This window comes from Eggerthella hominis, from assembly GCF_014287365.1.
Lineage (GTDB): Bacteria > Actinomycetota > Coriobacteriia > Coriobacteriales > Eggerthellaceae > Eggerthella > Eggerthella guodeyinii.
Genome location: NZ_JACOOA010000002.1, coordinates 459,064 through 477,819 on the forward strand (window position 1 = coordinate 459,064; position 18,756 = coordinate 477,819).

Below are 18,756 nucleotides of genomic sequence, written 5' to 3' on the forward strand. Positions count from 1 at the left end.
GCTTCGTGTTGATGGCAAGGAGGCGATACCCCGTATGCAACCAACGCTCAGGCAGGACGACTTCATGGAGCACGCCATGCGCACCTGGGGAAGCACCGTCTACCGCCTGGCCCTCAACCAAACGCAGTCCCCGCACGACGCGGACGACGTCTGCCAAGACGTCTTCCTGCGCCTGCTGAAAGACGCGACCAGCTTCAAAGACGACGAGCACCTCAAGGCGTGGCTGCTGCGCGTCACCGTCAACTGCTGTCGCGACCTGCATCGTTCGGCTTGGAAACGCCGTGCCGAACTCACCGATGCGGTCCCCGATGCAACGGCCGAAGACCCGTGCGGCGACGATGCCGTGCGCGCCCTGCACGAAAGCGAGCTCGGGCGCGCGCTGAGACGCCTACCCGACAAGATGCGATTGATCGTGCACCTGTATTACTACGAAGGGTATTCGACCGAAGAGATCGCGCACCTCGCGCATTGCGTGCCCGCCACGGTTCGCACGCGCTTGCGCCGGGCGCGCACGCACCTGGGGAACATGCTGGGAAAGGAGGCATCCTTTGGGACGGACAGGACAATCGACTGAGCGGGACGACTACCATGCGCTGATGGACGACATCGAGATGCCGAACCGCGTGCACGACCGCGTCATGCGCGAGGCGCACCGTCTGCGGAGGGCCGAAGCGACGCGCGCGCAGCCGACCCGCCGCGGTGGCAGCCGACACCAGCGGCGCCGTTTCGTCGGAGCCGTCATCGCGGCGGCTTGCGCGCTCGCCCTCGTGGGCGGCGTCGCGTTCGCCATCTCGCGGCAGCTCGACGGGCCGCCAGCGGAAAACTCGTTCGCCCTCGACACGCACACCACCAACTTCGGCCACGGCGGCTTCACGAAAGTGTGGCACAGCGATCCGGAAATCGACCCGAACAACGCCGACGACGCGCCCGACTCGGGACAACGCTACCTCTCGGTGGCCTACCTGTTCGACCTCACCTGCACGGGAACGAACGTCGCGTCGCTCACGTACACGGTGGAAGGCGACCGCGTGCTGTTCTACACGCACGCCCTTCTGGCAGATTCCGCTTACCGGGAGGGTGACGATCCCTTCGTGGAGGATCGCGCCGCAAGCTTTACCGTCGGCTACGACGAGCAGAACGTGAACAATGCCGAAATCTGGCGCGCCTTGCGGGTGTCGTTCCCGCTGGAGGGCGAGACGGCGACGCTGTACGATGCGGCAACAGAGGAGTTTTACAGCGGCCGTCGCGAGCGGGACGTCGAGCTGCACGAGAGCCTCAACGCGCTTCTCGTCCGCCGGTATGCCGACATAGTCTCCCAGGCGCGCCTCGAAGTTACGGCGACGTTCGAGGACGGATCGACCGAGACGAAAACCTACGTCATCGCCCCGGTCGACAACCTCGAGGAAACGCTGCGCGCCTACGGCGACGCCCTGCGCGCGCAAGCCGCGGAGGCGGAGGCGAACCCCTCCGACGGGATCGACCCGGTCGGCGGGGTCGACCAACCGCAGCTGTTCACGTTCACGCAGGTCGAATAGGGGGAAAGCGCCGCTCCGCGCGCCTACGCCTTGCCCAGGATGTGGAGCACGGCGTGGCGACCGAAGGTGATGGTGCGGCCGTTGGCGCTGCCGATCAGAAGCTCGGGGTACGAGCCCGCGAACAGGCTTCCCGAGCAGTTGCCCACGGCGTACAGGCCCTCGATGGGCTCGCGCGCCTCGTCGATCACGCGCGCATGCTCGTCGATCTTCAACCCGTCGAGCGTGCACAACACGTGGCCGCCGAAGTACGCCCCGAAGTACGGGGGCGTGCCCAGCGCCAGCATGTCCTTCGACTCCTTGCCGAAGTCCTCGTCGACGCCCCGCTCGCACAGCTCGTTGTAGCGCGCGACCGTCGCCTTGAGGGCATCGGCCGGCATCAGCAGCTTCTCCGCCAGCTCCTCAAGCGTGTCGGCCTGCTGGATGATACCGTTCTCGATGGCCTGGAAGATCATGCCGTCGTTCGCCTCGAACGTCAGGCCCTCGCCGTTGGGGTTGCCCTCCGGCGTGAGCGTCTCGGACGGCGCGATTCGCGAGCAGCCGATGGTGTGGAACGCCTTGATGTGCTCCTGGTAGTTCGCGTCCCAGATGCTGGCCAGCTTGTGGCCGGGATGCGCCGTCCCCACGAACAGCGGGTAATCGTACGGCGAGCTCTCGCAGCACACGCGTTCGCCGCGCATGTTCACCTTGAGGAACGGCTGGTCGCCCATCCAGCACGACGTGCCCGCGTACGGATAGCCCAGCTCCACGTCGGGCGCCACGGCCGCGCGAGCGAAGGTCATGAGCGTGGGGATCTCGTCCTTGACGCCGCCAGCCCACAGGCCGGCCTTGATGCCGTCGCCCACGCATCCCATCTGCGTCATGGACACGCCGCCGATCGACGCCGCGTCGGGGTTGAGCTGCGCGAGCAGGTCGGGGTCGGCCTCGTAGCCGCCCGTCGCCAAGATGACGCCCTTCGATGCGTTGATGCGCACGTACGAGCCGTTGTTGTCGGCAATTGCGCCGGTCACACGCCCGTTGTCGTCACGTTCGAGCTGCACGAGCGCCGTCAGGTAGCGCACGTCGGCACCCCACTCCACGGCCTTCTGCAACAGATACGTGCTGGCCTTCGGAAGCGCCTGCACCATGGCTGACGGGTCGGCGTTGTCGCCCACCTTCTCCTGCGCGGCAGCCATCTCCTCATCCGTGTACGAGTAGCTGAACCCGTGCTGCAGCGGGTACACCGGCCAGCAGCCGTGGTAGGCGCCGCCCGTGTCGGTCTCGAAGTAGGGCGTCACGCCGAACTCGGCCACGGCGTCGCAGATCCAGTCGAACGCCTCGCCCGACTCGTTCACCCACACGCGCGCCACCCGCGGGTCGCACCACCCGTTCGTGTAGCGGGTGAACTCGTTGAGCACCGCCATCTTGTCCACGCTCACGCCCGCCGCCTCATCGATACGCGAGCCGACGACGCCCACGTACGTCTTCATGCTGCCCGACGAGCCGCCCTTCTCGATGCAGACGACCTTCGCGCCTTCCTTCGCCGCCACCGCGGTGGCCATGATGCCGCCCGAGCCCGCGCCGCACACCAAGATCTCCGTCTCCACCGTCTCGGCGATGTCGAGCGTCGACACGTCGAGCGGACTGCCGTACCACTCCGCAGCGGTCGCGGCCTCGCTCTCCTTGGCCGCCGCGCTCGATCCCTTGGCCGCGCATCCGCTCAAAGCGCCCGCCGCGAACGTCGATCCCGCCACGACCAAGCCGCCCTTCAAAAAGGTCCTTCGATCCATCGTGCTCCCCTTTCGTATCCGAAGCCGAACCCATTCGGCATATCCAGATCAAGCGTAGAGCGGCATTCTCGACCTGCGTATCACCGATTGGTATTAAAGTGGAAAGGTGCAGGTAATTGAGGGTATGGGAGGTGCTCGATGGATATGGCGAACCGGCGCTGGCCGTCGCTCGCGCTGACGAGCGTTCTGCTGGTCGGCTCGTTCTCGTATCTTCAGACGCTGCTGTTCCGTCCCAAAATGCTAACCGCTTACCTCTCGGGCGACGCGCTGCTCGTGTCCGTGGAAGCGCAAACCCTCATCACCGTCGCCTTCATCGTGCTGTCGTGCGTGCTGGGCGCTGCGGCGATCCGCCGCCGCACGCGCATCGGCGCCGCAGCCCTGCGCCTTTCGTGCGCGGGCCTGCCGCTGGCGTGCTCGGTGCTGCTCGCCACCACGCAAGTCCCCTTCGTGCCGCTGACGGTTTCGGTGCTCCTCGGCGTATCGTGCGCCTCGCAGATGCAGCTCAACTTGAAGAAGCGCCCCTTCGATGCGCGCTCCTCGCTGGACGACTACGTGCTGAGCGCCCTCATCAGCCTCTGCCTCTCGTCGCTGCTGTCGCACGGAGGCTACGTGTTCGCGCAGACCGACGCCGAGGGTTCGCTCGTGCTCGCCTGCATCATGACCGTCACAGGATGCGCGATCTGCCTCGTGCGAGCAACGCCGTCCGGGCAAGACGAGCCGTCCGAACGCGCGCCGGGCGACGCGCCCCTGCGCTGGAAGATGGTCGCGAAGTCGGTGGCCCCCATCCTGCCCGCCGGCATCATCTGCTCCATCAGCTTGGGCATGTCGCTGCACAACAACCTGTTCGAGGAGGCGCTGCGCGCGCCGGGGCTGTTCGCCCTGGGCATCGCGCTGACCGTCGCGGTTCTGCTGGTGCTGTTCAGGCGTTGGCGCGAGCGCGACGACGAGCGCGACGCGGAGATCGTCCTGGCCATGGCCGTGCCGGCCACCATCGGCATCCTGGCATCGTTCCTCGCCGGCGTGCTGGACCTGTCGGCCACGTTCGTCCTGCTCGTGTGCTCGAACCTGCTGTTCCTTTCCCTCACCTGGGTGGAGGTTCTGCACCTCTACGGCAGGAAGGCCCTATCGTCATCGGCGCTGCCCTTCCTCTCGATCATCCTGCTGCTGGTGGCGTTCGCGGCGGGCATGACGCTGTCCGCGGTGGTCCCAACGGCCGTGGCGAACATCGTCGTCCCCATCGCCGCGCTCGCCTACCTGGTGTTTCTCGTCTTCCATTCCCAGCGCGAGCTTGAGTACCGGCCGCGCGAGCAGCCGTCGGACAACCGGCTGTCGTACGATCTCATTCGCGAATCGGCCTGCCGGAGCATGGGCGAGGATTTCCGCCTGTCCGCCAAGGAGACGGAGGTGCTCGCGCTGCTGGTGACGGGCATTTCGGCCCCGGCCATCGGGAAGCGCCTGTTCATCTCGCATGAGACGGTGAAGACGCACAAGTACCACATCTATCAGAAGATGGGCGTGCACAACTTCGAGGAGGCGGTCGACGTGTTCCATCGCTACGCCGACCAGGCCTGCGAAGCGGAGGCGCGACCGTAAGGAAGCCCGGCCCCGCGCTGCGGAACCGGGCTCATGGAGGGGTGGGCGCAGTATCGGCCCACGGAGAGGGAGAAGCGGGCCGGCAGAGCCGACCCGCCGGGAGGATGCGTTACGCGAGGGCCTCGGCCACCACTTCGCCGACGTTCTTGCCGAACACGGTGATGTCGCACACCGCGTTGCCGCCGATGCGGTTGTTGCCGTGGATGCCGCCCGTCACCTCGCCGGCCGCGTACAGGCCGGGGATGGGGTTGCCGGACGCGTCGAGCGCCTCGTTCTTCTCGTTGATCTTCACGCCGCCCATCTCGTGATGGATGCCCGGGGCAACCTTGATGGCGTACATGTTGCCGTCGGCGAAGGCGATGCAGCCCTCGGTGCGGCCGAACTCGTCGGTCGCGCCCGACGTGGTGATGGCGTTGTACGCGTCGATGGTGGCCTGCAGCGTCGCGGGGTCGACGTCGATGGCCGCCGCGAGCTCGGCCACGCTGGCGCCCTTCTGCACGAGGCCCGATTTGTCGTACTTCGCGATGGCCTTGTTCGCGTCGTACACCTGCTGGTCGAACGTGCACCAGGCGAAACCGCCCGGCTGCTCCAGCTCGGCCGCCGACACCTTGTCGCGCGTGGACATCTCGTCGAAGAAGCGCTTGCCCTCGCTGTTCACGAGGATGGCGCCGCCGCCGCGCACGCCCTCGGCGATGAGCGTCGAGGACTCCTGCTCCACCGTCGGGTGAATCTGGATCTGGTCCATCTGCACGAGCTCGGCTCCCACGCTTTCGGCCATGGTGTAGCCGTCGCCCGTGGCACCCGGCTGGTTCGTAGTCACGTAGCCCTTGAGGTCGGGGCGGTACTGCACCACCATGTCGGGGTTCGAGCCGAGGCCGCCCGTGGCCAGAATGACCGCCTTCGCGCCCAGCACCGTCTCCTTGCCTTCGAACTTCACCTTGACACCCGTCACTGCGTCGCCATCCTTGACCAGCTCTTTCGCTTCGCAGTTCATCTTGATGGGGATGTTGCGCTCCTCGACGGCGGCCACGAGGCCGGGCACGAGCGTGAGGCCCACGGCCGAGCCGTCCGTCGGACGGTGGCAGCGCTTGACGGACATGCCGCCGGTCAGCGTGATGTTGTCCAGCGTCACGCCCAGACCGTCCAGCCAGTCAATGGCGCCGGCCGAGTTGTCGCACATGAACTTCACCAGCTCGGGATCGCCCGTGTTGTGCCCGCCGTCGAGCGTTTCCTGCGCGAACAGGTCGTTGCTGTCCTCGATGCCCTGCTCCTTCTGGAACTTCGTCTCCGAGGCGTTCATGCCGCTCGACGAGTAGTTCGTGTTGCCGCCGTTCACGCCCATCTTCTCCAGCAGCACGACGTTGGTGAGACCCTTGTCGTACGCGGCGATGGCCGCGGAAAGGCCGGCGCCGCCGGTGCCGATGACCACCACGTCGTACGACTCGCCCGCAGCCGCGCCCGCCTCGCCGGACGACTCCTCGTCCTGAGGCGCGCAGCCCGTCAAGCCGAAGCTTCCCAGCACGCCCAGCGCGCCCATCGCGCCCACGCCTGCGATGAAGCTGCGGCGCGTCAGACGATGCGGTGCGTGCATGCCGTTCTCGAATTCTGCCATGGTTCTTACTCCTCCCTTGAGCCCGTGCGCATTCGGCCGCGCCGGGCATTGCCTTGCGGATTCAACAGTATCGAAATGGTTGAAGTTGCCTACACCCATGATGGGCGTACTTGCATAAACCCGTATAATGATGCCCGCAATGAAAGTGCGCTATCCGGGAGGGAATTCGCACGCCAATGAAACCCGCACGCGAACAGAGTGCCGCGCGAAGCGTGCCGTTCGGCATGGTCGCAGCAGGATTGGCCTGCCTGTTCGCGGGAATCTGGACGAGCGACGGGGCCGCCTTGACGCTGCTCGAACCGCCCGGCGGCGACCTCGCCATGCGCGTCTCCTCGCTCATCGTGTACATCGCCCTGTTCGTCGGGGTGCGGCGACGCATGCGCGGCGCCCGCACCGGGCAACGCGACCTCAAGCGCTTCCTGATCATTGCCGCCGGAGCCGCCCTCATCGCCTACGCGTTCGGCACCGCGATCATGCTGAGCGCGGGCCCGTTCGACGGCTCCACGCGAGCCGTTGTCGCGTCCCTCGCGTTCTTCCTGCTCAAGGGTATCGGCGCGCCGTTGAGCGTGGCGCTTGTCTGCCTGAGCGCCACGCTTCCCTACCGCCTCGTGGCGCAGGTGTCGGCGCTGGGCATCCTGGGCGCGTTCGTGCTGAAGGAGGCGGCGGAGGCGTTGGCCGCGTTCGCTCAGCTGGGAGACGTGGGCGCGTTCGCCGTCGGGAGCGTCCTGATCGCGGCGGCGGCCGGCCTCGTCATCGCGGCGCTGCAACGTCAGCGCTCGGTCGTCAGGCTCGACGCATCCGCAGAACCGCCGGAGGAACGCGCGACGGTGCTGCTGCCCTTCCGCACGCTCGCCAACCGCAACCTCGTCGTCGGGGTGGTGGTGGCGTCCATGATGCTGGGGTTTTTGCGTTCGAGCTCCTCCATCGGGCCGGTCGATTCCCCGCCCGCCGTGATGGTGGCGCTCGTGCTCATCATCGCGGCCATCGGGCTTGTGCCGAGCATCGGCGTGCACGAGCTGTTCCGCGGGGCGCTCGTGTGCACAGCGGCCGGCTTCCTGCTGGGACCCGTGCTGGATCTGTTCGCAACCGGCGGAGGGGACGTGCTGGTCAGCATCGGCACGTCGCTGTTCGAGGTGGTGGTGTGGGTGGTCGCCGTCGTCATCGTGCGCTCGTGCACCGAACCGCTGCTGGCAGCCGCGGCGGCGCGTCTCGTCATCGTCGTGGGGCATCTGGCCGGCGCGGCCCTCGGCATGCTGGCCGAAGCGTGGGCGCGGGTGGACGCCACCGCACCCGAAGCGTTCTCCCTCGTCATCGTGTTCGCCTACGTCATCATGCTCGTGTACCTGTTCAACGACCCGGTGGCGAAGCTGCCGTTCACCGCAGGGCGCTTCGCCGCGCCGCAACCCGCAGCGCCCGTCGCTTCCTCCCCGACGACCGCCTCCTGCGCGCCCGCCGCGCCCGCCGCCGCGGCAGCGCCCTCCGTCGGAGCGCCCGCCCCGAGCGACCCCGATCCGTGGGAAGCGCGCTGCACCGCCGTCGCGCGCGAGCACAATCTGACGCCGCGCGAAACCGACGTGCTCGAGCAGCTTGCGCGCGGACGCGACCTCGCGTTCATGGAGGAGAAGTTCGTCCTGTCGCGCAACACGGTGAAGATGCACATCAAGCACGTGTACGAGAAGCTGGGCGTACACAGCAAGCAGGAAGTCATCGACCTCGTCGAGTCCGCGCGCCCGCAATCGTAGCCATCGCCTACAGGGTCTCAACGACACGGCAAACGTCCGGCGGCACTTCCGCACCATCAGCTACCCCGACCCTCGCTTTCTTCTAGAGTAGTCCCACTCTATCCGGCAGCGCATCGCCATCCGGCGTGCGCATTCAAGAAGAAAGGCGGCATCTATGGGAAAGTTTAAGCGCTTTTGCATGATCGTGTTCGTCGTTGCTGCCGTGCTGGGCGTGGGCGTGCTCGCAACCCTCTGGTTCGCCTGGGAACCGCTGTTCCCGGCAATCGCATGGCTCATGAGCATGCCTTGGTTCTTCATCGTCGAAGCCGTGCTGCTGGGCATCACGGCGCTGGGACTGCTGGTCGTGCTGATTCGCGCCATCACCGCTCCGGGCAAGAACTCGCAGCTCGAGCTTGAACGCGACAACGGCAGCATCGCCATCACGCAGAACGCCATCCAGTCGACGGTCAAGCACGTCATCGAGGGTCATCACGGTCTGGCGACGGACAACGTGAAGGTCCACATCACGAACAAGCACGATCCGCGCATGAGCATCCACGCGAAGATCGATCCGGGCCGCAACGCCGAGCTGGGACAGCTGGGCGCGAAGCTGCAGGACGAGATCGCCGCGACGCTCGAGGCCTTCACCGGTTACCCGGTGGATTCCGTGCGCATCACGTTCGCCGGCGACGCCGACGTGGTGACGCCCGCGTTCACGCAGCAAGCCACCAAGTTCACCGACGACACGCACCGCCAGCACCAGACCAAGCCGGTGCCGGCCCACGTGGTCGAGTAGGTGATGCGCTCATGACCCAATCCACGATGCGCATCCACACCGCGCCGGCCCCGGTGGCGGCGCCGAAACCGACGACGAAGCCGGTGATGAAGCCGCAGCCGAAGCCGACGGTGGCGACGAAGCCGAGCCCCGTGCCGGCGGCAGCGCCCGCGTCCGCGCCGGCGCCCGCAAGCGCCAAGCGCGAGGAACCGCAAGCCCAGCAGCGCACGGCCGACACGCCGTCCGACGTCATCGCGAACGCGGCGTCCGAGACGAAGCGCGACAAGGGCGTGTACGCCAGCATGAAGCGCGCGGTGTCCCCCTACGTCGAGCACCACAGCCATGCGGTGCTGTACGGCATCCTCGGCTTCGTCGCGGCGGCCCTCATCCTCATCATCGGATTCTGGCCCACCGTGCTGCTGGCCGTGTTCGCCGCCATCGGCGTGCTCATCGGCAAGTACCGCGACGGCGACCGAGCAACGCGCCAGCAGATGAAGCACTTCCTCGATCGGTTCAACTAGCGAAACGCCTCGCGTGCCGCGCCCTTCCCGTTCCCGTGATTCGCGCAGCCCGAGGCGTTCGCTCCATTATTTTTCACGCTACAGAAAGGAACTACCATGACCCAGAGCACTATGGCCAAGCCCGCCACCTCCACGTACAACCCCTATTCCGACATGGACGCCGACCAGAAGAAGGGCGACGCGCCCGTCACCGCCTCCGACGTTCCTGCCGAGCCGGTATACAAGCTGGTCATCGACGAGAACGTTGTTGAGAAGATCTCCTCGATGGCCGCGCAGAAGATCAACGGCATCATCGACATGAAGGGCAACGTGCTGTCCCGCATCCAGGAAGGCCTCGGCGGAGACGACAAGACGAAGGGCGTCAACGCCGACATCGTCGACGACACGAACGCCAAGATCAACCTCGACGTCATCATGGAGTACGGCAAGTCCGCACCCGAGATCTTCGACGACATCAAGAAGGTCGTCGGCGGCGACCTCAAGGATATGACCGGCCTCAACGTGGTCGAGATGACCGTGAACGTGGTCGACGTCATGACGCCGGAAGAGTACGCCCAGAAGAACGGATCCAACACCGACGACGGGCAGCAGGACGGCTCCAACTAGCTTGGACGCCCCCTCAGCGTCGTACCGCGGAGCCGCCCCGTCCGAGCTCCGCACCCCGCACTGCAAGCCCGCCCCGCCTCGAAGCGGGGCGGGCTTTTTGATGGCGGGAACAGGTTCTCGCGGTTGGCCCTACCCCGCCTTGCGCACGTCTTCCGTGATCTTCGCGAAGTCGCCCTTTGCGGCACGGTAGCGAACGAGGTCGCGCGTGTTCACGCTCTCGACGCCGTCGAGGCGCGTGACGGCGCCCAGGCCGAAGCCCACCTGCGGCGCGCCCTCGGCAGCCAGCTGCGCGAAGCGATCCACCTTCCCCGCGCGCGCGAAGCGCAGCGGAAGGTACTCGGCGAACCCGCGCTCGACCAAGGCGTCGCGCATCCCGTCCAGCTGGCGCGCGACCTCTTCGGGCTCCGCCTCGAGCTCGGGAGCCACCCGCACCAGCTCCACATGCGTCGCGTGCGAACGCGCGGCCGCAAGCGCGGTGCGCCGCACGGTGAGCGCGCCGTCCTCCCCGTCGCGCGCCCTATGGCCGAACGCCAGCACGAGACCCAGCGTGTCGTTCGCATAGGAGTGCAGGAAATGGTCGCAGATGATGGGCAGGTCGTTCAGGTTGTCCACCCGGTTGAGACGCACGAAGTCGACGGGGTTGAGCGACAGCATCTCGAAGTCGAAGCGCGTCACGCCGGCGCGGCGGAAGAACGGCATGGTGGCGCCGCTCACGTTCGCGATGGACGAGCGCATGGTGACGGGCGCATCTTCGGCCACGTCGCAGGCCTGTCGCACGGCCCGCACGATACGGGCGATGTCCGCGCCCGCATTCGACGCTACGCCGCCGCCCAGCTGCACGGCGCGCACGCGGCAGTCGTCGAACTGCCCCGCGTTCGCCTCGATCTCGGCCACGAGCGCATCCGCGTAGCGCGCCATCCGCGCGCTGTCCCATCCGAGGATCATGCCGTCGCGCCTGAGCGCGTCGTCCTTCACGCAAAACGGGATGGACACCTGCACGATCGCATCGCGTTTCTCAGTCATGGTGGGTTGCTCCTTTTCCTCGCTTCTCGCGCGAAGCGGCGACCGCCCGAGAGCGACCGCCGCGCGCCATGGGCCGGCTGGCATCAGGGAGGGAGGGGGTGCGCCAGCCGGCCCCGAATCGGTTGATGCGGCGCTACGCCTTCACGTCCTCGATCACGCTTTCCGCAGCGCAATAGCCCGAGGTGAGCGCCGAGGCGCAGCTGTTGCCGGCCGTGGGCGTGGCGTACTGGATGCCGTAGCGCTGACCGCAGGTGTTGCCCGCGGCGTACAGGCCCGCAATGGGCTCCTTCGCGCCGGTGAGCACCTGGTAGCGCCCATCGGTGCAGATGGCCGCGTGCTGGCACAGGCCGCCGGAGGGGTTGCCGCCCGTCGTGCCGAACGAGGCGAAGAACGGCGCGTCCTTGATGGGGAACAGGTTCTGCGGGTCGCAACCCCAATCGTCGTCGTGCCCCTTCTCGCACAGCTCGTTGTAGTGCGCAACCTCGGCCAGGAAGTTCTCCTTGGCCTCGCCGGTGTAGCCGACGATCTCGGCCAGTTCCTCAAGCGTGTCGGCAGCGTACACCGTGGAGTACTCCTTGCCGAAGCGGGCGAAGGCGCGCACGTCGAAGCCGTCTTTGCCGGTTTTGTAGTTCGCCATGTTCTCGCGCACTTCTTCCACCATGTAGTCCGAGCTGCGGTCCATCGTCTCGTGGCCGTAACCCTGGTGGGACAGGTATTCCTCCCAGTTGGCGTCCGTCACGTTCACCAACAGCTGGCCCGCGGGAAGCATGTCGAGGTAGCCGTTGGAGCCGTGTTTCACCATCGTCTCGTTCATGAAGCGCTTGCCGTCGTTGCCGAAGCACGGCCACGCGCCGCCGAACGCGAAGCCCGGCACGCCGTTGATGCCCGCGGCCTGGCCGGCGCGGGGGCCGCCCTCCATCGTGCCGCCGGCCCACATGCACATGCGGATGCCGGAGCCGTCGCGGCCCATGCCGCCGATGGAGGTGGCGTCGGTGCGATCGTTGCCGTACGACCAGGCGATGTTGCGCATCTGGTCGGACAGGTCGAGGCGCATGTCGGGGTTGCCGCCGAAGTCGCCGGCTGCCACGATGGTCGCCTTCGCGTTGATCTGATGGTACGCGCCATCGACGTCCTGGAAGATGGCGCCGGTCACCGCGTCGCCGTCTTGCACGAGCACCACGCCCTGATAGCCCCACTTGATGGTGCCGCCGGCGTCTTCGAACGCCGTGTGGACCGAGCGGATGACGAACGGCCACATGTTGATGTTGGATTCCTCATCGCGCCATTGGGTCATGGCCGGCCACGACTTCTGGCCGCAGCACTCGCCGCTGAAGTTGTCGTTGCCCTTGTAGTTCGAGGTCTTGGCGTACTTCTCCACGTACTCGGCGGGGATGTGCTCCACCATCCAGTCGAGCATCTCGCCCGAACGCGTGGCGTAGTCGCGCACGATCTTCTGGTGCGCATGGCCGCGCGAGAGGCGCATGTACTCGTTGAACACCTCGGTCGTGTCGATCTCGGGCGTGCCCTTGTCCAAGAACAGCTTCGAGTTGTAGCAGGCCATGTCGCAGGCGTATTCGTCGTACTCGTCGTACGTCTGCATCTCGGCGAGGAAAACGTTCGCGCCCTCCTCCTGGCAGCGCAGCGCCGCCACGGTGCCCGCGTTGCCCGCGCCGATGACCAGCACGTCGCACTCCTCGGTGTCGGCGATGTCGCTGACCTCGGGGGCGTCGCCCAGCCACGCCGGCTTGTTCAGCATGAAGTCGGCCGGCTTGATGCCCAGCTGCTCGCAACCGCCGCCGGCGGACAGCACGCCGTCGCCCTTGAGGGTGATGTACTCCTCGGGCGTGGTGGGCGCCTTCGCGCTGGCGTTCTGACCGCGATTGAACGTCGACAGCTCCTGCATCACATCGTACGTGCCGGCTTCACCGGAATCGGCCGCTGCTGCCGAGGCGGTGGATGCCGATTGCTGCGGCGAGCATCCGCCCAGCGCGCCGAGCGCGGCGACGCTCATCGTGCCGGCGGCCGCGCCCTTCAAGAAATCGCGACGCGACCAGCTGTGCTTCGAGGTGGTTCCCATGTTCCCGCTCCCTTCAATCAAATACCCGTGTTCCCGTTTCGTCACCGCGCGGTTTGTTGTGCGGCACCGAACGTTCGGCTACACTACGGTTCAGGCTTGGGTTCCGCCATCACTGAAAGCGATGATTTCGAGGTTCGCGCGGCGCACCCCCGGGGGTCGCCCCATAGCTGAATTTGGTGATTTGCGCTGTCTACGAGGGAAAATGCTGCGGCGTTGCAGGGAGGACATGGGAAGCGCACAACAACACGTTTCTGAGCGGGCGCGTTCGACGTCCGTCTCGTTCAAACCTGCGCTGCTGGGTGCGGGGCTGCTGTTCTCCGTCTTTCTCAACGCGATCCGGTTCTTCTCCGAAGGCGAGACGGACACCGCCTTCTCCTTGCACCCCTTCGCGGTGTACACCGGTTGGGGCCTGTTCGGCTGCGGCATCGTGCTTGCGGCGGTCGCCGTGCGCGCGAAACGCATCGGCCGTCCCGCGCCCGACCTCACCCGCACCGGTCCGGTGCTGCTCGGGGCCTGCCTTACCGCCCTCGGCATGCAATTCATGCTGCCCCTGTACACGCAGCTGTCGCTGCCGTTCATCGAGCCTGTCGTGTTCGGCATGGCGTTCGGGGCGGGGCTCACGATGCTCACGACGGCCTGGGGATCGGTCTTCGCGCGGCTCGAGCCCGAGAACCTGCTGTTCAACAGCGCGCTGGGCATCATGCTGGCAGCCGTCACCCACGTTGCCGCCGAGCCGCTCTCGCCCACGCCGCTGGGGCTGGCGATGGTCGCGTGCACGCTGGTAGCGTCCATCGCGCTGCTGTTCGTTGCCCGCACGCTCGACGAGCCCGCCTCGTCGCAACCCGCCGACACCGAGCGCGAGGAGGACGGTGATCACCGCGCGCGGCTGCGCAAGGCACGCGCCATATTGTGGATGCCTCTCGTGGGCGCATGCATCACCTGTTTCATCTTCGGACTGACCTGGGACCCCGTCATCTCCAGCGAGCAGACGCGCCTGCCCGACCCGCTGGGTGCATGGAAATCGCTCATCGGGCCGTCGATGCTGGCGATCATCGTCGCGCTCATCGTGCTGCGGAAAGCGGACTCGTCGCCGCTTCGCTTGCTCAACCAGGCCGTGTATCCCATGGCCGTCGCGCTGCTGCTGGCGTTGCCGGTGATCAGCACCGACAGCAACGTCGTTGCAGGCACCATCGACGTGCTCACCCAGGCCAGCTTCGCCGTGATCGCGCTGGCCATCTGGTGCAGCATGGCCAGCGCCGCCCGCAGCGTTCCCCTCGCCGCCGCAGTCGTGTTCCCCGCCTGCCTCGTGCTGCTGGCGCTCGCGTTCGTGGCCGGCCTGTGCGGCATCGCCATCATCGGCACCGACGGGCGCGCCATCTGCCTCATCATGCTCACCGTGTACCTGGCCCTCATCGCCATCTCGTTCGCGCAGGGGTCGCGACAGCGCGAAGTCCGTCGCACCGAGCCGCGCGGAGCGGACGACTCGCGCACGTACATCCACCGCCGGTGCGACACGCTGGCCGTCGAACGCGGGCTGTCGCCGCGCGAGCGCGAAGTGCTGTACTACCTGGGGCGCGGTTACAACCACGGCTACGTCGCCGAGAAGCTGTACATTTCCGAGAACACGGTGCGCACCCACGTGCGCCACATCTACGGGAAGCTGAGCATCGGCTCCCGGGAAGAGCTCCTCGCCCTCATCGACGCTGAAGACGCAGGAACTTCGGGAGCGCGACGATGAACATCCTCGACTATCTGGGTACCGAGTTCGCCTCGTTCGAGGAAAAGCCGTTCAACCCGGTCGATTCGGCGACGCTCTCGCAGTTCTGCATGGTGCGCGCCGAGGGCATCGTGCCGCCGCTGCGCGAGCGAAAAACGTTCGGCGCGTTCGGCATCGTCGTGAAAAACCTCCTGTCTCCGTCCGGACGTCCCGCCCGGTTCACCGATGCATTGCGCGCCGAGCGATACGAGCATATGTTCTCGGGCCTCATTCCCGGCCGCGTGAAAGAGAACATGCTCGCGCTTGCGGCCAGCCCGCGGTTCCGCGACGTCGCCGTCCGCGACTACCTCAGCCTGTTCGATACCGAGCGGCAGACGCAGTTCGCCGCCATGACGTTCGTGTACAAAAAAGAGTTCGCTTACGTGGGGTTCCGCGGCACCGACACATCCATCACCGGCTGGCGCGAGAACTTCAACATGGCCTACACTGCGCCCGTCCCCGCGCAGGAGCAGGCCGCACGCTACCTGGAAGCCGTCGCCCCGCACCTCCCGCGGCGGCTGTTCGTCGGCGGCCACTCGAAGGGGGCCAACCTCGCGCTGTACGCCGCGCTGAACGCGCCCGCCGCCGTGCAAGAGCGTATCGATCGCGTCTACACGCACGACGGTCCCGGCTTCAAGGCGGGCGCGTTCTCGCCCGACGACTGGCGGAAGCTGGACGGGCGCATCCATCGCACCGTGCCGCAAGACTCCATCATCGGGATGCTCATGGAGTCGCACACGCCGCCGCGCGTGGTGCACAGCACCGAGCGCGGCCTCATGCAGCACAGCCCGTTCTCCTGGGAGATCGACGGCGACGATTTCGTCTACCTCGACGACCTCACGGACAACGCGAAGTTCACCGACGCCCTGCTCACCGAGTGGCTGGCGCGTTATTCCGACGATGAGGCCGCGGCCATCGTCGATGCGTTGTTCAAGGCCATCGAAGCATCGGGCGCCCAGAACGCCACCGATATATTCTTCGGCGGATCCAAAACGGTGACCCTGCTCAGCGAGGCTGCGAAGAACATCGACGGAACGGCGCGCGACACGCTCGTCGGCGCCCTCGGGTCGCTCGCCGAGCTGGCCACCCATCACGTCACCCAGGGTATCTTCGGCATGTTCGCCCCCAAGCCGAAAGAGCGCCCCTAGACGTCCGGTCCCTCCTCCGCGCGCCGCCCGTCGCCGAGCTCGGCCGCAGCCTCTATCACCTCTCCGAGAACCCTCCGGAAATCCTGGGCGTTCTTCGACGTGACGACCGGCCTGCCTGTTTGAGCCTCGATCTCCTCGCGCGCGTTGCCCGCCACGGAACCGCCCCTTTGAGCCACTCCCTTGCTCTGCTCGAACGTCTCCGGCTCCTCAACCTTCGACAGCTCGGTCGTCGTCGCCTCGGCAAGCATGTTGAGCACCAGCTCGAGCGTGCTCATATTGTCTCGAAGGTTCTCCTTCGTCAGGCCCTTATGGTTCTTGTATTGGCGCGTGGTCATGCCCGCCCACGCTTTCGAAATCTCATCCGTGAGGATGGCGAATTCCGATCCTTTCGAGACGCCTCGCTCGATCCACTCATCCGTCAGTTCTTTGCGCACCGAGATCGTTTGCAAGCGCTGGTTCACCCATTCAGGGCTGTAGCCCTTTTTGAGATACGTCTCGAGCGCGCGGTCGATACCCTGCTCGGGATCGACGGTTTCTTCGATGCGCTCGGCGCCAACCTGGGCGAGCCACAGCTTGAAGGGCTCGGCCTTCGGAGAGGGAACGGACTGGACGATGCGGAGGATCTGAGATGTCGTGGCCACATCGGTTTTATAGAGCTTGCCGTCATCGGATTTCATTTTCAGTTGTACGATTTTATCGTACAACTGACTTCCCTCCTCCTGCAGCTTGCGTTTCAGATCGCTCCAATACCTGCGCGGATTGCTGCTCTCGGTCAGCACCGCCACAACGTCGACCACCGAGAAATACCACTCCTCCTCGTCGTCGTTCCAAAGAGCGCGAATGCGGGAGTCCTCGTACAGCTTGAGCGATTGGATGGGTGCCATGGCCACCTCCTTGCGTCCTGGGCGTCTTGGACTGGAGGTGCCTGGCTGAGCACAACGCCGCTTTTATCAGTAGATCCATTATAGCATTAAATGGGTACATATGTTCGTAAATATCAAAAACTTGATTGCACGGATGCGCGCCCACTACAAGACGAACACCCCGTCGAGCGAGCCGTGCCTCAACGCGTTGTCGAGACGCGGCTCGAGGCCGGCCGCGGCCCAGCGCGCAAGCTCCCGCGCCGCTTCCTCGTCGGGGCCGCGCAGGCCCAGCTCGTCGCATGCCCGGTCCGCCGCCCCAACAAGCAGCTCCCGGCGCTCGGCAGACGAGCGATCCGCCAGCAGCCGGGCGATACGCGCGCGACCTCCCTCGCCAACGCATAGGCCGCGCACGTCGCCGCCCGAGAGCACGCAGCCCACCGCGTTCGCCGCCACCGGTTCGAACAGATTCACGATGAGCTCGCCGTACGCAGGATGCACGCGCCTCAGCACCGCCTGGCAGCGCTCCAGGTCGCACCGCCGCAGGAAGCGGCATTCCGCCAGCAGCCGCTCGAGGTACGCCGTCACGTACGCCACGCCCTGGATCTCCTCCGGCACGGGGCGGCAGAGCGGATAGTCGATGTCGGCCGGAATCTCGTGCGCGAAGAATCGCGGCTCGTAGCGCGCCCCGAAGTCGCGCAGGCTTTCCAGCGTATCCCGCAACGCAACGCTCTCCAGCAGCGGCATGCTGAGACACACGTCCTTCCACAGGCCTTCCACCTGAGCCGCCTGCTCTTCGATGCGATGCAGGTTGCGCGCGAACATCTCCTCGGCACCCTGTTCGAGCACGTCGAGCATCGCCGCTTCGTCGGGATCGTCGGCGTCCACGCCCAGCACGAAGCACACCGATTCCAACAAGCGATGCGCGTCGTACTCGGGAATGGACGTGCTCTCGCCCATCGTGAACAACGCCACCTGCTTGGCCAGCACGCCCCACACCTGCGCCTGAAACGCCGCGCCTACGTCGACGCCATCGTCGAGCCGCGTGCGCAGCGCCCGGCCGTCGTCACAGAAACGAGGATCCTCCGATGCGGCTGTTCGTGTCGAATCCGATGCGGTACAGCTCGCCGTAGCCGTCGTAGTACCTTGCGGCGAATTCGTTGCTGGGCCGCTCGAGGCGCTCTTCGTCGAACACGCGGTCGAACTCGTCGTGCAATCGCTCGTCGTCCTCGTCATCGCTCTCCTCTTCCGCCGCCTCGCGCTGCGTCGTCTCGTCGTACTCCCCCGCCAACCGGCCCGCAACCTGCGCGCGCAGCTCCGCCAGCTTCACGCCCTCGAGCGCATCAACCGCACCGTGCACGCGCTCGTCGAACGCCGTGCGCAACGCGGAAATCAACTCGTCATCCGATATCCCGCCGCACGTTTCAGCCTCCTCCTTGTAGCGGTAGAACGCGTCCTGCACGTCCGCGACCGTCTCAACGTACGTCTCCTGAAGTAGGTACGGCGAATCGCGAAACGCCGCGACGATGTCGCGCAACGCCCCGCGCCCAAACTCCACGCGCCCCGTCGCCCGAAGCGCCTCGTGCCGGCGCTCGACGAGGCCGAGCATCTGTTCCTCCGTGAGACTCAACCCGTACGCGGCCGTCGCCTCGTTGCAGGAGGCAAGCTCGTCCCGCGCCGACGCAACCTGCAAACCCCGCTGCCAACCTGCGGACACATCAAAACCCATACGCATCACCTACCCGTCATTTTGCGCGCAGACA

16 protein-coding genes are annotated in these 18,756 nt (G+C 66.4%); 9 read left to right on the top strand and 7 right to left on the bottom strand.

Annotation, left to right across the window (positions count from 1 at the left end; translation table 11 throughout):
• The first annotated feature begins 34 nt into the window (after positions 1-34).
• Positions 35-574 carry an RNA polymerase sigma factor gene (locus H8S61_RS06730; protein WP_186938424.1) on the top strand — a complete coding sequence of 180 codons (540 nt, stop codon included), beginning with the start codon at positions 35-37 and terminating at the stop codon, positions 572-574.
• The gene (locus tag H8S61_RS06735) at positions 549-1,535 is read left to right on the top strand and encodes a hypothetical protein (RefSeq protein WP_186938425.1); all 987 of its coding nucleotides are present in this window, start codon (positions 549-551) and stop codon (positions 1,533-1,535) included. The genes H8S61_RS06730 and H8S61_RS06735 overlap by 26 nt, the downstream gene beginning before the upstream one ends.
• Before the next feature lie 23 nt (positions 1,536-1,558).
• On the opposite strand, the gene H8S61_RS06740 is transcribed toward H8S61_RS06735, so the two are convergent.
• Entirely contained in the window at positions 1,559-3,301 is a 1,743-nt protein-coding gene (locus tag H8S61_RS06740; protein WP_186938426.1) for an FAD-dependent oxidoreductase, read from the bottom strand.
• 138 nt (positions 3,302-3,439) lie between these two features.
• Between H8S61_RS06740 and H8S61_RS06745 the strand changes: the two genes are divergently transcribed.
• Entirely contained in the window at positions 3,440-4,894 is a 1,455-nt protein-coding gene (locus H8S61_RS06745) for a helix-turn-helix transcriptional regulator (RefSeq protein ID WP_186938427.1), read from the top strand.
• 109 nt (positions 4,895-5,003) lie between these two features.
• On the opposite strand, the gene H8S61_RS06750 is transcribed toward H8S61_RS06745, so the two are convergent.
• Positions 5,004-6,506: a flavocytochrome c gene (locus tag H8S61_RS06750; protein ID WP_160942051.1), complete on the bottom strand. Its 1,503-nt coding sequence runs from the start codon at positions 6,504-6,506 to the stop codon at positions 5,004-5,006.
• 224 nt (positions 6,507-6,730) lie between these two features.
• Between H8S61_RS06750 and H8S61_RS06755 the strand changes: the two genes are divergently transcribed.
• The 4 genes from H8S61_RS06755 (at position 6,731) to H8S61_RS06770 (ending at position 10,129) form a co-directional block, all read left to right on the top strand.
• Complete coding sequence (locus tag H8S61_RS06755; RefSeq protein WP_186938428.1) at positions 6,731-8,248, top strand: helix-turn-helix transcriptional regulator; 1,518 nt, start codon at positions 6,731-6,733, stop codon at positions 8,246-8,248.
• 154 nt (positions 8,249-8,402) lie between these two features.
• A complete protein-coding gene (gene amaP / locus H8S61_RS06760) occupies positions 8,403-9,023 on the top strand; it encodes an alkaline shock response membrane anchor protein AmaP (protein WP_154333387.1) in 621 nt (206 codons plus the stop codon).
• A gap of 11 nt (positions 9,024-9,034) precedes the next feature.
• Positions 9,035-9,523, top strand: a complete 489-nt coding sequence (locus H8S61_RS06765) for a DUF2273 domain-containing protein (protein WP_186938429.1) — start codon at positions 9,035-9,037, stop codon at positions 9,521-9,523.
• A 96-nt stretch (positions 9,524-9,619) separates the two neighbouring features.
• Positions 9,620-10,129, top strand: a complete 510-nt coding sequence (locus H8S61_RS06770) for an Asp23/Gls24 family envelope stress response protein (protein WP_154333386.1) — start codon at positions 9,620-9,622, stop codon at positions 10,127-10,129.
• A 129-nt stretch (positions 10,130-10,258) separates the two neighbouring features.
• Here H8S61_RS06770 and H8S61_RS06775 read toward each other — a convergent pair whose 3' ends face one another.
• Together H8S61_RS06775 and H8S61_RS06780 are read right to left on the bottom strand one after the other, a co-directional pair.
• Positions 10,259-11,152 carry a coproporphyrinogen III oxidase gene (locus H8S61_RS06775; RefSeq protein WP_186938430.1) on the bottom strand — a complete coding sequence of 298 codons (894 nt, stop codon included), beginning with the start codon at positions 11,150-11,152 and terminating at the stop codon, positions 10,259-10,261.
• A 133-nt stretch (positions 11,153-11,285) separates the two neighbouring features.
• Positions 11,286-13,229 (bottom strand): FAD-binding protein, encoded by a 1,944-nt coding sequence (locus H8S61_RS06780; protein WP_186938431.1) that lies wholly within the window; start codon positions 13,227-13,229, stop codon positions 11,286-11,288.
• Between the two features lie 226 nt (positions 13,230-13,455).
• Here H8S61_RS06780 and H8S61_RS06785 point away from each other — a divergent pair, with 226 nt between their 5' ends.
• Positions 13,456-14,967, top strand: coding sequence for a helix-turn-helix transcriptional regulator (locus tag H8S61_RS06785; RefSeq protein ID WP_186938432.1), 1,512 nt, complete (start codon positions 13,456-13,458; stop codon positions 14,965-14,967).
• A complete protein-coding gene (locus H8S61_RS06790; protein ID WP_186938433.1) occupies positions 14,964-16,133 on the top strand; it encodes an Mbeg1-like protein in 1,170 nt (389 codons plus the stop codon). The genes H8S61_RS06785 and H8S61_RS06790 overlap by 4 nt, the downstream gene beginning before the upstream one ends.
• On the opposite strand, the gene H8S61_RS06795 is transcribed toward H8S61_RS06790, so the two are convergent.
• From H8S61_RS06795 to H8S61_RS06805, 3 genes are all read right to left on the bottom strand, one after another.
• On the bottom strand, positions 16,130-17,017 hold the full coding sequence (locus tag H8S61_RS06795; protein WP_186938434.1) for a BRO family protein: 888 nt from the start codon (positions 17,015-17,017) through the stop codon (positions 16,130-16,132). The genes H8S61_RS06790 and H8S61_RS06795 overlap by 4 nt on opposite strands.
• A gap of 144 nt (positions 17,018-17,161) precedes the next feature.
• Complete coding sequence (locus H8S61_RS06800; RefSeq protein WP_186938435.1) at positions 17,162-17,983, bottom strand: DUF6179 domain-containing protein; 822 nt, start codon at positions 17,981-17,983, stop codon at positions 17,162-17,164.
• Positions 17,984-18,059: 76 nt separating this feature from the next.
• A complete protein-coding gene (locus H8S61_RS06805; protein WP_186938436.1) occupies positions 18,060-18,722 on the bottom strand; it encodes a DUF6323 family protein in 663 nt (220 codons plus the stop codon).
• Positions 18,723-18,756: the final 34 nt, after the last annotated feature.

Excerpts from the sequence above, each read along its gene's own strand:
- H8S61_RS06745 (WP_186938427.1), top strand. The coding sequence starts at position 3,440 with ATGGATATGGCGAACCGGCGCTGGCCGTCGCTCGCGCTGACGAGCGTT.
- amaP (WP_154333387.1), top strand. The coding sequence starts at position 8,403 with ATGGGAAAGTTTAAGCGCTTTTGCATGATCGTGTTCGTCGTTGCTGCC.
- H8S61_RS06770 (WP_154333386.1), top strand. The coding sequence starts at position 9,620 with ATGACCCAGAGCACTATGGCCAAGCCCGCCACCTCCACGTACAACCCC.
- H8S61_RS06750 (WP_160942051.1), bottom strand. The coding sequence starts at position 6,506 with ATGGCAGAATTCGAGAACGGCATGCACGCACCGCATCGTCTGACGCGC.
- H8S61_RS06785 (WP_186938432.1), top strand. The coding sequence starts at position 13,456 with ATGGGAAGCGCACAACAACACGTTTCTGAGCGGGCGCGTTCGACGTCC.
- H8S61_RS06780 (WP_186938431.1), bottom strand. The coding sequence starts at position 13,229 with ATGGGAACCACCTCGAAGCACAGCTGGTCGCGTCGCGATTTCTTGAAG.
- H8S61_RS06740 (WP_186938426.1), bottom strand. The coding sequence starts at position 3,301 with ATGGATCGAAGGACCTTTTTGAAGGGCGGCTTGGTCGTGGCGGGATCG.
- H8S61_RS06765 (WP_186938429.1), top strand. The coding sequence starts at position 9,035 with ATGACCCAATCCACGATGCGCATCCACACCGCGCCGGCCCCGGTGGCG.
- H8S61_RS06795 (WP_186938434.1), bottom strand. The coding sequence starts at position 17,017 with ATGGCACCCATCCAATCGCTCAAGCTGTACGAGGACTCCCGCATTCGC.
- H8S61_RS06755 (WP_186938428.1), top strand. The coding sequence starts at position 6,731 with ATGGTCGCAGCAGGATTGGCCTGCCTGTTCGCGGGAATCTGGACGAGC.
- H8S61_RS06730 (WP_186938424.1), top strand. The coding sequence starts at position 35 with ATGCAACCAACGCTCAGGCAGGACGACTTCATGGAGCACGCCATGCGC.
- H8S61_RS06805 (WP_186938436.1), bottom strand. The coding sequence starts at position 18,722 with ATGGGTTTTGATGTGTCCGCAGGTTGGCAGCGGGGTTTGCAGGTTGCG.
- H8S61_RS06775 (WP_186938430.1), bottom strand. The coding sequence starts at position 11,152 with ATGACTGAGAAACGCGATGCGATCGTGCAGGTGTCCATCCCGTTTTGC.
- H8S61_RS06790 (WP_186938433.1), top strand. The coding sequence starts at position 14,964 with ATGAACATCCTCGACTATCTGGGTACCGAGTTCGCCTCGTTCGAGGAA.